The organism is Lysinibacillus sp. FSL R5-0849 (assembly GCF_038595075.1).
Taxonomy (GTDB): Bacteria; Bacillota; Bacilli; order Bacillales_A; family Planococcaceae; genus Lysinibacillus; species Lysinibacillus fusiformis.
Map to the genome: position 1 here is coordinate 2299622 of NZ_CP152004.1, position 17106 is coordinate 2316727.

The following is a 17106-nucleotide window of genomic DNA, read 5'->3' on the forward strand; positions in this document are numbered from 1 at the left end:
TTTAAAAAAATGGCGTTTCATCTATGTGAAACGCCATTCATGTTATTGAGTTAATCGTTGGATAAATGCATCTAAATGTTCGATTGTCACATTATCGTTCACACCAAATAAATTATCACCTTTACCTACCGTAATTTTATTGGATGCAAGAATGGATACATAGCTGTTAGCCCAATGTGATCCTGGAACATCTACAAAGTTTTCTGTTGCGCCCTGTTGTTTTAAGTTGAATGCTTCTACTAACACTTTTGATAATTGACCGCGTGTAATAGGTGAACCTGGATTGAATTTCCCGTTTTCATCACCAGTAAATACACCGATTTTTTTAAGGGCTTCAGCAGCACCTGCATATTTAGAACCTGGCTTTACATCAGGAAAACTTGAATTTGTATGACTAGTATCTAATTGTAGCTTCTTAGCTAATTTAAGAGCCACTTCTCCACGTGATGAATAAATAGTAAAGTCTATTTCAGCATCTTTTACCTCTCCATAATCAGAGAAGCTCGCAACACGTTTTGCCCCCACGTAACGAGATCCCCAATAATAGGGGTCATTGATTTTATCAATTTTAACCCCTGAACTTGTAGTAGCCGAAATAAAATTGCTGTCACCTATGTAAATGCCAACGTGTGAAACACCGCTTCCCGAAGTATTAAAAAATACGAGATCGCCAGTCTTTAAATTGTCTTTAGCAATAGAAGTACCTTGTTGATATTGAGCATTTGATGTCCGTTCTAATGAAATACCTAACTTAGAAAATACTAATTGTGTATAGGCAGAACAATCAACACCTGTCTTAATATCTGTACCTCCATATTTATAAGGAGCCCCAATATATGCTTTTGCTGTATTTGTTATATCTGTATATGTAGCTGCTTGCGCATCGTGAATACCTATTCCTGTAAAGAACATAAAAGATGCAAAAATCGGTAGTAATATTTTTTTCTTCAATTAATCCTTACCCCTTTCAAAAAGCCATCGTTTTTGAACTAAAGTAAGAATATCACGAAACGGTTAGGAGTTATTTTTCAATAATATTACTGATTAACACTTTCCTATGATTCTGACATGTTATTTTTAATTGTGTAATGTATCTGCAATAATTATGGTCAATTTTACTAAAAATATATGAATTAATTGGATATTAAGGGATATAAGAGCTATTAATTATATTTATGCTAAATGTGGATGCATTCGATAATTAATATCTCTTGCTAGAAAAATATAAAAAGTTGAGATGTAATAATGAATCATCGTTATAAAAATAGGAGGGCATGGAATTATGGTCAATTTAGCTTGCTTAAGGCTATCAACAAAAGTATTCTTAGTAAGATTATTGCCCAGCGGCAAATGTGCCATCTTAGGTGAAGAATTTGCAATAGATAATAACTATTCAAACTTAATAGGTTTGATCAAGGCTACATATTAACTTATTCATTTGAAAGGCAAAGTTAAAGAGAGTTATATTGATTTTATCGCAACTTTAGCATCCATATATAGATCGAATCAGTCCGATAATCTTAGGATTACCAGGGCTGATTTTTTGTGCAGAGAGCAGAAAGGGAAAGTAATCCTAATTTAGATAAAGCGTATTTCTAGTTATTTTAAATAGTAGCTTTAGTCAAAAACATGTAATGTCGATTCTATTTTTGTTTAAAGTGAACAATGTTATTTAAAGGCTCCTATCCTACAATGAAATTAAGCAATTAACATAATAAAAAATAAAAAAGGAAGTGATTGAAAACGAAAGTATCTGCTTTTTTTGTGCAAAATGTTCAAAAAAAATTTTCCTCTTCTTACTGTGAAATAACAGTTTGAAGAAATGTATCTCTCTTCTATAAATCTATGGAAACTAGTTAATCAACAGACGTATTCAAAAACAATAGGAAGGAATTGATTGAAATGTTAGTCAAATTATTAGAACCATTAAATGTCTCAGATTCGATCATTGAAAAATTAGCGGAGCCGATCAAACAGGCTGGTCATGAATTTGTTTATTACAACGAGAAAACAACGGATCGTGCAGAATTAGCAAGACGTAGTGAAGGTGCAGATGTAATTATGATTGCTAATAATCCTTATCCTACAGAAGTAATTGATCAAAATGCCAATTTAAAATTAATAAATGTAGCCTTTACAGGTGTAGATCATGTAGGTATCGGACAAGCGAGAAACCAAGATGTTATGGTATGTAATGCAGCTGGATATGCGAATCAAGCAGTTGCTGAATTAACAATTGGTTTAGTGTTAGATGTGTATCGTCATATCACTCAGGGTGATAAAGAAATCCATGCCGATAATTTCCCAGGAGCATTCCAAGGTAGTGAAATTAAAGGGAAGACAGTTGGTTTGATTGGTACAGGTAAGATTGGTATGATGACTGCTCGTTTGTTTAAAGCATTTGGCGCAAAAATAGTAGCTTCAGACCAATCTAGAAGAAATCCGGCAGCAGAAGTTTTGGGTATCGAATACATGGAATTAGATGAGTTATTAGCACAATCTGATATTGTGTCATTACATATACCATTACTTTCAAGCACAAAAGGATTAATCTCTAAAGAAAAATTAGAATTAATGAAGGAATCAGCTATTTTAATCAACTGTGCACGAGGCCCAATTGTTGATAATGATGCATTAGCAGATGCATTAAATGAAGGGCGAATTGCAGGAGCGGGTATTGACGTATTTGATATGGAACCGCCTATTCCTGGAGACTATAAACTATTACAAGCCAAAAATGCGATTTTAACACCTCATGTAGGCTTCCTAACGAATGAGGCAATGGAATTACGGGCTAAAATTGCATTTGATAACACAATGGCATTCATAGAGGGAAAACCTCAAAATATTATTCGCAGATAATCATTTTCTGATAAACGGTAAATAACGTGGGTATAGTTTGAAATTCGAAACAAGGAGAAAATACAATGACATTAAAACAATTAGCAAGAGAAGATTTAAAAAATCGTATTTTCCATTGGCCTGATATTCAACAGTTTAGAGAAGATAAAGCGACAAAACATATTTTTTATGAAACACCAAATACTGTTGGAGCTATATGGTGTATGCACCCAGGTCAAACTTTGCCACTTCACTCACACGAGAAAGCTGATGATATTTGGGTTGTTGTTGAAGGGACAGCAGACTATTATCCAGAATGTGGTGAAATGGTTCAAATTAAAGCTGGTGATGTTGTAGTTTCACGTGCGGGTGAAAAGCACGGAATGACTAATAATTCTAGTAGAGATTTCGTCATGTTAGGGATTGCAGGTCCGACACCAATCGGCTTTATTGCGCATAAACATCATTAAGTTAACGATCACGTCTGTTGATTAACTAGTTTTCATAGTAAAAAAGATTCCTCCTTGTAGATGCATTATCTACTACGGAGGAATCTTTCGTGCGATCACAAAGAATTGTCACACCTGAGTAAAATTTTATTTTACAATTTAGGGTTTGAGCAAAGGTGTTTGCACGTAGATTGCGATCAGTCCGATTACCTATAGGGTAGTCGGGCTTATTTTTGTTTATTTGAGCCTTCTTTACTGTGAGGAGAGTTTGCAAAGGTACAAAAACACTGAGTAGGGATCGGCAAATGAGAATGCCATAAGTCATACTTTTATAAACAATTCAAACATAGGATTTTGTCTAAAATGTGCAATGCTGGTTCTGTTTTTGTTAAAAGTGAACAATGTTATTTACGTACTCATAACCTAAAATTAAATTAAGCACTACATAAGTAAAAAAAAGAAAAATGGGAGTGTCATATTATGGGACAAACAGTTAAGAATGACCCGAATTATTACAAAAAAATCATTTTTGCACTGTGTTTAGGTTGGGTAGCTATTTGGATTTATCGTACAATACTTACACCAATATATCCACAAATTCAAGAATCGCTTGGTAATATTAGCGATACTCAAGTAGGACTTATTGCCTCTATTTATTTCTTTGCCTATACTGGTATGCAAATTCCATCAGGAATACTCGTTGATAAATTTGGACAAAAACGAGTATTAATCCCTGCGTTTATCATTTTTGCATTAGCAGCATTCGTCATTGGATCAAGCACGACAATCACTCAAGTTTATGTAGGCGCTTTAATGGCAGGTCTTTCGACAGGCTCATACTATGGTGCGGCTTTCTCTTTATCAGCTAAATATATGCCAAAAGATAAGAAAAGCTTTTCTAATGCGATCATCAACAGCGGTTCGGCATTAGGGATGGTTATTGGTCTAGTAGGCTCATCTGTATTAGTAGGTGGCCTTGAAATCCAATGGAATAACATGCTTTATATTATAGCAGTCTTCATAGTAGCTGTAATATTTGTATTTGCGTTATTTGTTAAACAAGACAAAAAAACAGCTACAAATGAAACATCTGAAGATAAGCAAACAACACAAGCCACAGTATCTCAAGGCGTAGAATTATTCTCGCTCAAAAAAATAGTTATTTATTTCGTCTATTTTGCAACATGTTATGGTTATTACATGATTGTGACATGGTTACCATCATTCCTTGTTGCAGAAAAAGGATTTGAACAAGGTTCGGTAGGATATGTAGCTGCTTTAGTTGCAGTCACAGCAGTACCTGGCGCATTGATATTTTCTAAGTATATTGACAAAAATGCACATATGCGACAGAAATTAATTATCTTCTTGTTAATTGGTGCAGCCGTAACAATTAGTTTAACTGTATTTGCACCTAACCCATCTGTCCTTTATGCAGCATTAGTTTTATATGGTTTATTAGGTAAACTTGCCATTGATCCAGTTTTAATTACCTATGTAACAGATTCAGTACCTTCCAACAGCATGGCCAAGGCACTAGGTATCTTTAACTTCTTTGGAATGACATCGTCAGTTATTGCGCCAACTCTTACAGGTTATATTGGTGATATCACTGGTTCGAAAGTATTGGCATTCTATATTGCAGCAATACTTCTTGCAGCAGCAGCGATTTTATTCTTCCTTGTCGTGATGGTGAAAGAGAAGAAAGCAATCAATCCCCTAACTAATGAATAAAGTAAAGCTACCTATCGATGGAGGTTTAGTACATCTTCCGCTGATAGGTAGTTTTGTTTTTACTGCCCAAAGGCAGAGAGGTCTTCCCATGAAGAAGCTAATTCTGTGAAGAAGCTACTACATTTGCATACTCATAATTGAGGTGGGGAAGCAAGTGTTCCGGTAAAATAGGCAAAAAGAATCCCGCTAAAAAGCATTCATAACAGCTTTTTAGCGGGATTTTTAAGTTTAAAAATTTACTTTCTCTGACGCAAATAATGCTAATCGTAGATCCAATGAAATATCAGGTGATTCGATAGACTGACCTAAAATCTCTTCACATTTTTTTATACGATATTTTACCGTATTCCGATGAATAAATATATCTTCAGAAGTCTTTGTCAGATCACAATGATTCGCCAAATAGATTTTCAATGTATATTTTAGTTCTTTTTCTTTCGTCGTTTTTGGATAGGCTAATGAACCTAGTGTATACGTGATAAACGGTTTTAATTTATTTGCTGGAATGAGTTGTAACAATTCTTCTACACTTTTAGATTTATAGAGTTCTATAAATTCAACTTTACCACTTTCTGACTTATGATCAAAAGCTTCATTCGCTTCAAAATAAGAGAGTGGTAACTGTGAGAATTCAGTAACTTCATTACCAATACCGAATGACATTGTGCTATTAAAAAGTTTTTGATACTCTTTTTGGATATATTTGCAGTAATCTAAATAATATTGATGTTTAGTTTGTAATAGTATCGTAAATCGATGATTACCTGGAGATCTATAAACACTGATAGAAGGATCAATGTCAGTAAACTTATGTGTTAGCCATTCAAAAGTCATTTGATAGCGCTCATTCAAATAGATATTATTTTCCATATCCCTTTCTTGATCAATCGCACAAACGATCACTTGATAGAAATTGGATGGTTGAATAAGGTGCTTTTTTAAAAACTCAGGGTGCTGTTTGACTGAAATAAGATTATCTGGATGTTCAGACATCAATGTTTCGAAAAATCGGTTTACATCTTGTTGTTCTGCTTCTTTGATTTTACTATTTTTATAAATGGCGAGACTGAGTGTATTCACGGCTTGTTCTATGGCAAGCAAACTAAATGGATAAGTGAGCGTATTAACATTTGAAACCATCAAATAATACGGAAAATATTTAAATGCTGGAACTTCAAATATAATATGTTCTTCTTGGAAAGATGCTTTATTATTAGGTGAGATTTGCTTGGAATTAACACATCTTTTGAAGTAACTAAGATTTTTCTGAATTTGCTCTGCGTGTTCTTGGAAGTGATGGCTCATCGATTTAATTTGATGAAAAGGATTTAATAGCATCACAGGGACTCTAAGGAGTCTGCTCATTCGTTCAATCATCATTTCCAAGCTCAAACCTCTCATAAGCATTGTATTTAACTCTTGTTGGATATCTAATGCAAAATATAACTTTTCAGTTTCTTCATCCAAGATATAGGATGATATATGGTGCGTAATGGATCCGAGATTCCAACTATCAGGGATTCTAATAATGGGGAATTTTAACTTGTTTGCATATTCTATTACTTCATCATCAATTTTTTCTAAAAAGCGTGATAATTTAACGCCTATTCCAGCAACTTGTATATCATTTAATTCTCGAATGAGATCCTTTAATCCGGATTGGTCGTGTTGATAACACATACCAGTAGTGACGATAAATGAATGAGGAGCTGTGAAATTTTTAATATCAGGCGTTTCTGTAATATCGACCATTTCTACTTCTCTTTCTAAATCTCCCTCATCATTTAATAATGTTAAATCAGAAAATTGTTGGACAGACATGATTTCTTTTAATGTTGTCATAAGAGTCATCCCCTTTATATTTGTTAAATAAATCCAAAATAAGTATGTAAAACGCTACAAGGATAACCTATCACTCTGATTGTATACTATTTTTGAAGGTTATTATATAAAATTCTTTATTTTGAAATAGTAAAGAAGAATCATATGCTTGACCTAGGTCAGAATATTCTACGTGATGCTTTGTTTATAAAATATGGTTACAACAAGGATAGCATGGCTAAAGTAGCTTGAACAAAGAAGTTCACCTTTGCACAACTAAACTCTGTTAGGAATAGCTATGTTAGAAAGAAGTGACAACAATGTGAGATCAACCATACAAACCACTTGGAACCGAAATAGTGAGTGGCATAGCCTTTCTTCCTGTACTTCTATTTCTACTTAGTTTAATAATCTTTAAATTAAAAGGGTTTGATGCAGAAGCAGCCGTTAATCAAATTGAGAATGAGTCAAATATCTTTCAATACAATACGATATAGCTTAGGTTTGCTCCTACTTGTATGTGTCATGACACTCGGGCTATTGTTTATCTTTTAATCATTTTAATCTGGACTATACCACATGGAAAATCTAAGTTTTTACATAGATTTACTATGTGGTTTTTGTTTTTTAGTAAGATAGAATTGATCATTTACTTTACTCACAAGCCTCCTTAAACCCTTTCCATAATCGATAGCTACGTTCTTTTTTACTCCAAGATAGTTGCTCCTTATCAAAATTTGTTTGTCTAAAGTGCATAAAAAGACCATCCATTATTGTTTATTGTGTCAATGAATGGTTATGGGGTAGGACCTATAATAAATGTGAAGAAGGAAGGAGTGAAAGAGGTATGGATATTCAATCAACTTTTGAATCGTTAGATAAGAAATTCACAGGTTTTGGTGGCTTAGAACAAGGTGGAATTACACGACTTTTATATTCTCAAGAATGGAATGATGCAGTTCGAGAACTGGAAAAAGCATTCAAAGAAGAAGGGTTAGAAGCAAGCTTTGACGATATCGGGAACTTAACTGGGCGTCTTGTTGGCAGTAAATATCCGGAAGAAACCATTTTAACAGGATCACATATCGACACAGTAGTGGAAGGTGGTCATCTAGATGGCCAATTCGGTATCTTAGCAGCACTAGCGGCTGTGAAATATTTAAAAGCTAAACATGGCCAACCACTACGCTCATTAGAAGTATTATCCCTTGCAGAAGAAGAAGGTAGTCGGTTCCCTTACACATTCTGGGGTAGCAAAAACTTCTTTAACTTAGCTAAAAAATCGGATGTTGACACAATTGCAGATGCTGAGGGCATTAAGTTCGAAGACGCGATGCGTAAATCAGGCTTCGATTATCGTAAAACTACTGACGTTCGTAATGACATCAAAGCATTTGTTGAAATTCATATTGAACAAGGTAAAGTGTTAGAGACAGAAAACAAAACAATCGGTGTTGTTAATGGCATTGTTGGTCAAAAACGCTTCACGATCAACTTAAAAGGGGAAGCAAACCACGCTGGTACTACGCCAATGTCATTACGTCGCGATACAGTTGTTGCCTATAGTGAAATTGTCTCAGATTTAACAAAACGTGCTAGAGAAATAGGGGAACCACTTGTATTAACGTTCGGTCATATCACACTTGTACCAAACACAGTAAATGTAGTTCCTGGTGAAATTACATTCTCAGTAGACTGTCGTCATATTGATCAGCAAATATTAAATGATTTTGCAGCAGAAATCGAAGACAAAATTAGATTAGTCGCTGAAGCAAATAGCATGACTTACGACATTCATTTATGGATGGATGAGGCACCAACATTGATGGACAAAAAAATCGTTCAAATCATAGAACAAGCAGCAAAGAGCAATGTAGGGAATCAATATAAAGTGATGCCATCTGGTGCAGGACATGACTCACAAATCTTTGCTCAATATGTACCAACGGCGATGTTGTTTGTACCTTCTATTGGTGGAATTAGTCACAACATTAGTGAAGAGACTAAGATAGAAGACCTTGTTAAAGGTATTGAAGTATTAAGTGATGTACTTTATGAACTAGCATATAAAGAATAAAAATTATAAAGAATAAAAATAATGAAAAAGGAGCCAGATACTTATGGGTTACATAAATCAAGTTCAAGGATACAGAGAAGGTTTATTAGAAACACGTTCAGTCATTAAAAAAGACAATTATGCGGTAATTACACCGGATGGTCTAGTTAATAATGTTGTACCTGGTTTCAAAGATTGTGACGTAACAATCTTAGGATCCCCGCGTTTAGGTGCAAGATTTGTAGATTACTTAGTAACTGTAAAAAACCAAGGTGGAAACAAAACTGGTTTCGCTGGTGATGGTATTCAATCTTTTGTATACGTCGTTTATGGCAAAATCAATGCGTTTGCAGATGGTAAGCGATACGAATTAACAGAAGGTGGGTATTTATATGTGCCTCCACACTTACAGTTAACTTTTGAAAATAATAATAACGGTGAGGATAGCCGCTTATTCTTATATAAAAAACGTTATCAACCTCTTAAAGGACAACCTCTTAAAGGATATACACCAGAAGTCGTTACAGGTAATGTGAACGACATCGAACAAGAGGCATATGAAGGTATGAAAGAAGTATTAATTCAAGACTTATTACCAAAAGAAATTGGATATGACATGAACATTCATATTCTTTCATTCAAACCAGGTGCTTCACATGGTTACATTGAAACACACGTTCAAGAACACGGCGCTTATGTTTTAAGTGGGCGAGGCATGTACAACTTAGACAATGAATGGATGCCGGTTGATAAAGGTGATTATATTTTTATGGGCGCTTATGTACCGCAAGCAACCTATGCAATTGGTTTAGATGAACCATTCTCATACATTTATTCTAAAGATGCAAACAGAGATATTGATTTATAAAAAGGGAGTATATTATCTCCGATAGCTATCCAAAGATAAATTAGGCATCTTAGTTACAAAAGAATTTCTTAAAAAAATTCTAGATTATTTAGAATCTGAAACAAAATATTAATTAAATGAGGAGTAAACAAGATGCGTGTATCTAAAGAAGAACTTTTTAATCTAATGAAACAAAAGTTTATGAAAGCGGGATTAAATGAAGGAGCGGCACATGATGTTGCAGACGTATTAACATACGCTGATTATAGAGGTATTCACTCACATGGGGCTGTACGTGTTGAATACTATTCTGAACGGATTGCAAAAGGCGGTATTACAACCAATCCAAACTATACATTTGAACAAACAGGACCAGCATCTGCGGTCTTTAATGGGGATAATGGTCCAGGTCACCAAATAGCAAAACAAGCGATGGAAAAAGCGATTGAAATGGCTAAAAAATCAGGTGTTGCCGTTGTTGGTATGAAAAATATCTCACATAGTGGTGCATTAGGTTACTTTGTTGAAATGGCAGCAGAGCAAGATATGGTTGCTCTAAGTATGTGTCAATCAGATCCAATGGTCGTACCGTTTGGCGGAACTGAACCTTATTTTGGGACAAACCCAATTGCTTATAGTGCACCGTCTGCTGATGACCGCATCATTACATTTGATATGGCGACTACTGTCCAAGCATGGGGCAAAATCTTAGATGCAAGAAGTAAAAATGCATCGATCCCAGATACATGGGCTGTGGATGCTACTGGTGCACCTACGACGAATGCAAGAGATGTTCATGCACTCGTGCCAATTGCAGGTCCAAAAGGATACGGGTTGATGATGATGGTAGATATTTTATCAGGTAGTCTTCTAGGAGTCCCACATGGTATACATGTGTCTTCTATGTATCAAGACTTAACTAAAGGACGCGATTTAGGTCAAATTCATATCGTCATTAACCCTGCTTATTTCACAGATTTGAATGCTTTCAAGCTACAAATTACAACAATGCTCAATGAATTAAAAACACAGCCAGCGGCAGAGGGCTATGGAGAAATTTATTATCCAGGTGAACGCGGTGTATTAAGAAGTAAAGAATATGATAAGGAAGGTATTGAAATCGTAGACGACATTTACAACTATCTTGTGTCAGACGACGTTCATTACGATCGTTATCATGGAAAAAATAGATTTGCAGAATAATAAATTGGAGGATCATCATGTTATACACAATTATAAAAGAAAACACTTATAAAGACTCCATCGTGTTAATGCTTTTATCCAACAAGTTGTCTGCAATTGATGGTGTAAACAAAGTTTCGATCATGATGGGAACACCAGCGAACAAAGACATTTTTAAATCTTCTGGCTTAGGCACGGATGAATTAGAAAAAGCAAAGCCAAATGATATCGTCATCGTTGTAGATACAGATCAAGAAGAAAAAGTAGACGAAGTGAAAGAAGAAGTAGAGATCGCTTTAAAAGGTGATTCAGATTCACAAAATACGTCTAAAGGTCAAGAAGCTCATAACTGGAAACGTGCAATGGAGCTTGCGAACAATCCAAATTTAGCATTAATTTCAATTCCTGGTCAATATGCTGCAATGGAAGCGGAAAACGCATTGAACGAAGGTTTACATGTGTTCATGTTTAGTGACAATGTTTCAAAAGAAGACGAAGTGAAACTGAAACAAAAAGCGCATGAAAAAGGTTTATTAGTGATGGGTCCAGACTGCGGTACGGCACTTATTCACGGCGTCCCTCTTGCTTTTACCAATAACGTAAACGAAGGTGATATCGGTATTGTTGGGGCATCAGGTACAGGGATCCAAGAAGTAACAACAATTATTGACCGTTTTGGTAAAGGTGTTACAAACGCTCTTGGTACAGGTGGACGTGATTTATCGACGGAAGTTGGTGCCATCACGATGTTAGATAGCATCAAAGCGTTAAATCAAGATCCGAAAGTAAAAGTAATTACAGTGATCTCCAAACCACCTGCAGAGGAAGTACAACGCAAAGTATTAAATTTATTAAGAAATATTGATAAACCAGTTGTTACGCTATTTTTAGGTGACAAACCTTCGTATCAAGAAGAGAATATCTATCATGCTTACACACTTGAAGAAGCAGCAGTTGTAGCTGTCCAATTATCAAATGGTGACAAACCGAATTTTGAACCAACAACAGCCGATGTAAACGTTGTATTAAAAGAATCACAAGTTGGTATTAAAGGTTATTATTCTGGCGGTACTTTGGCATCTGAGGCGGCTATGCTAGTGAGAGATGCTTTTAAAGATACAATGACTGAAGAGAAAAGCGAAAGCTATGTTTTAAAAACAAACACTCATGAAATCATTGATTTAGGTGATGATGTTTATACAAAAGGTAAACCACATCCAATGATTGACCCTGAAAAACGTATCGAAATGCTTGAAAAATCTATGAACGACCCTGCAACTGCAGTCATTATGATTGATAACGTGATCGGTAACGGTGGTCATGAAGATATGGCTAGTGAACTAGCACCAACAATCAAACGTATTTTGGATAGTGCACGTCAACAAGGTCGTCAACTTGCAGTGCTTGCAACGGTTGTAGGTACAGCACAGGACACTCAAGGGTACGATAAACAAATTGCCATTTTAAAAGAGAGTGGTGCAATTATTTGTAAGACAAACGATCAAATGGTCCGCACAGCTATCCAACTTGTAGGCGGTAAAGTGGAACAACCAATTACTGATGTACAAAAATTTAACTATACAGAAGAAAGCTTAGTAGTGGATGAGAAAATTATGTCCTTTATCAATATGAAACCAAGCGTTATCAATATTGGGCTAAAAAGCTTTACGGAAGCTGTTCAAAACAGTGGCTCAGAGTGTGTTCAATTTAACTGGCGCCCAATTGCTGGTGGCGATGAGAAGTTAATGAAAGTACTTCAATTCTTAAACTATTATGAAGGAGGTACAATCTAATGGGATACAAAACAATAAATGAAGCGAACGAAGCCGTTATCCAGAAGATCATAGCAGCGGCACCATTTTTAACGGATGTTGTACCTGCTAAATCTGTGATTCCTGAATTAGAAGAGTACGTGTTATTACATGCTGGACCTCCAATTAAATATGAAAACATGACAGATCCTATGCAAGGTTCCTGTGTTGGCGCAATCCTTTTTGAAGGATGGGCAGAAGACGAAAAGAATGCACGAGAATTACTTGAAAACAATCAAATCAAATTCATTCCATGTCACCATGTAAATGCAGTTGGACCAATGGGTGGTATTACTTCACCTAACATGCCAGTCCTTGTTGTTATTAACAAGGAGAGTGGTAACGAAGCGTATTGTCAAATGAACGAAGGGATTGGTGCCGTATTACGCTTCGGCGCTTATAATGAGCAAGTCATCAATCGTTTACACTGGATGAAAGATGTATTAGGTCCCGTATTAAGTAAAGCCCTAAAAACACTTGATGGAGGCTTGAACGTCAACGTATTGATTGCTAAAGCTATTGCAATGGGTGATGAGTTCCACCAGCGTAATATTGCAGCTTCACTTGCATTTTTAAAAGAACTATCTCCAATCATTTCTTCATTAGATGACGTTGAAAAAGATCAACGTACAGAAGTAATCCAATTCTTAGCTGACACAGACCAATTTTTCTTAAATATTGCTATGGCAACTGGCAAAGCGATGATGGATGCTGCACGTACAATCGAACACGGTACAGTCGTTACCGCAATGTGCCGAAACGGTGAAAACTTTGGTATCCGTATTGCTGGTATGGGAGACGAATGGTTTACTGGTCCTGTGAATACCCCGCAAGGATTATATTTCACTGGTTACTCAGCAGAAGATGCAAACACAGATATCGGTGATTCAGCGATTACAGAAACAATCGGTGTCGGAGGTATGGCGATGATTGCAGCACCTGCAGTAACACGCTTTGTTGGTTCGGGTGGATTTAATGATGCACTTGAAACAAGTAATCAAATGACAGAGATCTGTATTAGCGAAAACCCGAACTTTGTCATCCCAACTTGGGACTTTAAAGGCGCATGTTTAGGTATCGATGCACGGAAAGTTGTTGAAACAGGGATCACACCAGTTATCAACACTGGTATTGCCCATAAAATTGCGGGGTACGGACAAATTGGTGCCGGTACAGTACATCCGCCAATCGAATGTTTTGAGAAAGCTATCACAGCATATGCTCAAAAGCTAGGATTTAAAGGATGATTTTACAAGCAAGTGCGGTTGGTTCAATCGCACTTCAATTATTGAATGATGAAAAAACCTTTACCGTGCACAGTATGTTTGAAAAAGGTTTAAATATGGTTGATCAAGATGGCGAATTGATATTTGTTGGTACAGATGAAAATGGGACATTTCCGTTTGGGATCTTACTTGATCCTCAAACGCGACAAACTGTAAAGACCAATATTAAGGTAGGCGATACATTAATGTTTCGCAATAATCGTCTTTTTCATAATCGCTTCCAAATGGTGTTTAATGTAAAAATAATACCGTTAGATATGGATTTTGAACATGCAAATATAAATAAATTGAAAGAAAATTTTCAATACATTTCCTTTACATCCTATGAATCATCAGATTTTGAACGAGCACGTGTATTATCCTTGATTAATCGATTACAAGATCCAACGCAAAATCTTGACAAGACATTCCGTTATTTTATTGGGCGTGGACATGGTTTAACGCCAACAGGTGATGATATACTAGTCGGCATATTGTACGGACATTTTATTAAAAATTTTATCGAACATAAGCATCTAGAAACACTAAAAGCACTTATCAAGGAACCTTTAACAACCATTGTCAGTAAGCGTTTCTTAACCTGTGCTATAGACGGTGTATTTAGTTCGAAGATTACAGCATTGCAACATGATCCATCTTTAGAAAGCATGAACAGGCTTATAGAAGTAGGATCATCTTCTGGAATGGATACGTTATATGGCATCTACTTGTCATTAACTAAGGAGTGAAAGAAATGGGAAAAAGTGTAGTTATTGCTTTAGGTGGTAATGCCATTTTACAGCCAAAACAAGAAGCAACTTATGATAATCAATTCAAAAATGTAGTGTCGGCAACAGGCCATATGGTAGAAATTCGAGAAGCGGGTCATAATATCGTCATTACACATGGTAATGGTCCGCAAGTGGGGAATATCATTGCCCAAAATGAAGCTGCAAAAAATGTAGTCGAACCACTACCAATTTATGTTTGTAACGCAGAATCACAAGGTTTCATAGGTTATATGATGGAAACAGCTTTAAAAAACCATATGAAAGAACGTGGCATTACTACAAATGTGGTTACATTGCTAACGATGGTTGAAGTGGACAGGGATGATCAAGCTTTTAAAAATCCGACTAAACCAATAGGTGTATTTTTCTCAGAAGAAGAAGCACATCGTTTAGAAGAACAAGGCTTTACTATGGCAGAAGATGCAGGGCGGGGATATAGACGCGTTGTCCCTTCACCAGAACCAAAAGTGATTCACGGAATAGATGAAATTAAACGTTTAATTGATGAAACGATTGTTATTTCTTCTGGTGGTGGTGGTATACCAGTATATCGTGAAGACAGTGGTCAATTACATGGTATTGAAGCAGTCATTGACAAAGATCGGTCAGGATTAAAGCTAGCACAACAAGTGAATGCGGAAGTTTTCATGATGCTAACAGATGTACCAAATGTCTATATTAATTTCGGTAAAGAAAATGAGCAAAAGCTAAGCCACATTACCGTAGCTGAAGCTGAACGGTATGTTGCAGAAGGACAATTCCCGGCAGGTAGTATGTTACCTAAAATGCAAGCAGCTATAGAGTTTGCAAAATTAGGGAAAGAGTCAATCATTTGTTCAATCGATCAAGCAGTAGCTGCATTAAATGGAAAAGCAGGTACACGAATAACAAAATAAGTTTAAAGTATGGTTCAAGGACCATCATCCATTAAGTTTGCAAAGTCATGACGTGAGTAATCACGGACTATAGATGTTGCAAACTTTTTGACTTTCTTACTATTTTTTTACAAAACCTTCATTAAGCAAACGGGCTCGATTCTGTAGCAAGAATTGCGCTTTTTCTTTTTTTGAGGGGGATTTTATAGTGTATGAAAACAGTGATTTATTAGTTATTAGTGTATATTTGGGAAAAATCTGATAAAATTTATATAATTATCATAAGAAGGAGGCAGAATATTATGAAAATCGCTAACATATTTAACGGGGTGAATCTATTTTAAGGGATGAGCGTAGAACAAGGAAAAGTTGTCTTTTTTACGGATAAAAAAGATTAAGTTGAACGTCTATTTCTGAAATAATTGGTACTAATCAATAGATTAATTAATGGAATAAGATGATTCAATAGAAAAAAATTAATAAATACTGGAGGGTTGCCCATGGATAAAAATGAATTAATATCACTATTCCACAAAGAACTTCGACAAGAAGCTCAAGTAAAAGGTTACATAAGAGAGGAAACGGGGCATGTCGTGCGCCACATTTCACAGTTTGGTGAAAATGGGTTCATTGTCTCATCTAATGTAAACGAAGGCAATGTAAGAGAAATTATTAAGAACGAGTTAAACTATTTTAGTAACTTTGAGCAGGATTTTGAGTGGAAAGTATATAGCTACGACAAGCCTGATAGTTTGAAAGATATTCTTAAACAAGAAGGATTCACAATAGATGATCCTGAAGCACTAATGGTCATGAAGTTAGATAATCAGCACCCCTTGCTTAACAATGATCAACACTTCGACTTAAAGGAAATAACGGATGAACAAGGCATTCAAGACATTATTGTTCTAGAAGATGCCATCTGGAATGTACCGCATGCTGAGCTGGGAGAAAGACTTTGGAGAGATAAACAGAATGATCCTGAATCCCTATACCTTTATGGAATTTATGAAGATGGTCAGCTTGTAAGTGCTGCTTGGATGTACTTAGAGAAAAACTCCTCCTTTGCTAGCTTATGGGGAGGTTCAACGCTACCGTTGTCCCGAGGAAAAGGTTACTATACAGCGCTTTTAGCAATTCGAGCAAAAAAGGCATATGAAAATGGGCATCCTATCCTTACGGTTGACGCCAGTCCGATGAGTAGACCTATCCTAGAAAAGTGCGGTTTTCTATGTCTTGCATACTCTTATGGCTGCCAGTCACCTTCTACCAAGTAGTAGGGCCTCATATTAAAAAACTAGCGAATAGAAGCTCGTAGGATAAGTTCGTCAGGTAATCCTAATCCTGGTTGAAATTGTAGTCGATGGAGTTTATGTGCGCAGAAAGGGAATAAATGCTATCAGTGTTCAAGGAGAGAATCACTGAACACCCTTA

Annotated in this window: 13 protein-coding genes; 11 read left to right on the top strand and 2 right to left on the bottom strand. The window is 35.9% G+C overall.

The annotated features are described in order from the left end of the window. Window positions 1–42: 42 nt before the first annotated feature. On the bottom strand, window positions 43–951 hold the full coding sequence (locus MKY80_RS11275; protein WP_090001490.1) for a C40 family peptidase: 909 nt from the start codon (window positions 949–951) through the stop codon (window positions 43–45). A gap of 951 nt (window positions 952–1902) precedes the next feature. Here MKY80_RS11275 and MKY80_RS11280 point away from each other — a divergent pair. The 3 genes from MKY80_RS11280 (at window position 1903) to MKY80_RS11290 (ending at window position 5024) form a co-directional block, all read left to right on the top strand. Beyond that, entirely contained in the window at window positions 1903–2862 is a 960-nt protein-coding gene (locus MKY80_RS11280) for a 2-hydroxyacid dehydrogenase (protein WP_090001488.1), read from the top strand. A gap of 65 nt (window positions 2863–2927) precedes the next feature. Then, window positions 2928–3311 carry a cupin domain-containing protein gene (locus MKY80_RS11285; protein ID WP_008177563.1) on the top strand — a complete coding sequence of 128 codons (384 nt, stop codon included), beginning with the start codon at window positions 2928–2930 and terminating at the stop codon, window positions 3309–3311. Between the two features lie 459 nt (window positions 3312–3770). Continuing rightward, the gene (locus tag MKY80_RS11290) at window positions 3771–5024 is read left to right on the top strand and encodes an MFS transporter (RefSeq protein ID WP_008177559.1); all 1254 of its coding nucleotides are present in this window, start codon (window positions 3771–3773) and stop codon (window positions 5022–5024) included. A gap of 228 nt (window positions 5025–5252) precedes the next feature. On the opposite strand, the gene MKY80_RS11295 is transcribed toward MKY80_RS11290, so the two are convergent. Further along, window positions 5253–6866, bottom strand: coding sequence for a PucR family transcriptional regulator (locus MKY80_RS11295; protein WP_008177556.1), 1614 nt, complete (start codon window positions 6864–6866; stop codon window positions 5253–5255). An 826-nt stretch (window positions 6867–7692) separates the two neighbouring features. Here MKY80_RS11295 and allC point away from each other — a divergent pair. From allC to MKY80_RS11335, 8 genes are all read left to right on the top strand, one after another. Further along, complete coding sequence (allC, locus tag MKY80_RS11300) at window positions 7693–8922, top strand: allantoate deiminase (protein WP_090001487.1); 1230 nt, start codon at window positions 7693–7695, stop codon at window positions 8920–8922. 43 nt (window positions 8923–8965) lie between these two features. Continuing rightward, window positions 8966–9769, top strand: a complete 804-nt coding sequence (allE, locus tag MKY80_RS11305) for a (S)-ureidoglycine aminohydrolase (RefSeq protein WP_008177550.1) — start codon at window positions 8966–8968, stop codon at window positions 9767–9769. 132 nt (window positions 9770–9901) lie between these two features. After that, complete coding sequence (allD, locus tag MKY80_RS11310; RefSeq protein ID WP_008177548.1) at window positions 9902–10951, top strand: ureidoglycolate dehydrogenase; 1050 nt, start codon at window positions 9902–9904, stop codon at window positions 10949–10951. Window positions 10952–10968: 17 nt separating this feature from the next. Then, window positions 10969–12723: an acyl-CoA synthetase FdrA gene (locus MKY80_RS11315; protein ID WP_239354579.1), complete on the top strand. Its 1755-nt coding sequence runs from the start codon at window positions 10969–10971 to the stop codon at window positions 12721–12723. Beyond that, entirely contained in the window at window positions 12723–13988 is a 1266-nt protein-coding gene (locus tag MKY80_RS11320; RefSeq protein ID WP_090001485.1) for a DUF1116 domain-containing protein, read from the top strand. Before MKY80_RS11315 ends, MKY80_RS11320 begins: the two co-directional genes overlap by 1 nt. Continuing rightward, window positions 13985–14755: a DUF2877 domain-containing protein gene (locus MKY80_RS11325; RefSeq protein WP_008177542.1), complete on the top strand. Its 771-nt coding sequence runs from the start codon at window positions 13985–13987 to the stop codon at window positions 14753–14755. Before MKY80_RS11320 ends, MKY80_RS11325 begins: the two co-directional genes overlap by 4 nt. A 5-nt stretch (window positions 14756–14760) precedes the next feature. After that, entirely contained in the window at window positions 14761–15693 is a 933-nt protein-coding gene (arcC, locus tag MKY80_RS11330; RefSeq protein WP_090001481.1) for a carbamate kinase, read from the top strand. Window positions 15694–16172: 479 nt separating this feature from the next. Beyond that, the gene (locus MKY80_RS11335) at window positions 16173–16949 is read left to right on the top strand and encodes a GNAT family N-acetyltransferase (protein WP_008177538.1); all 777 of its coding nucleotides are present in this window, start codon (window positions 16173–16175) and stop codon (window positions 16947–16949) included. The last annotated feature ends 157 nt before the right edge of the window (window positions 16950–17106 follow it).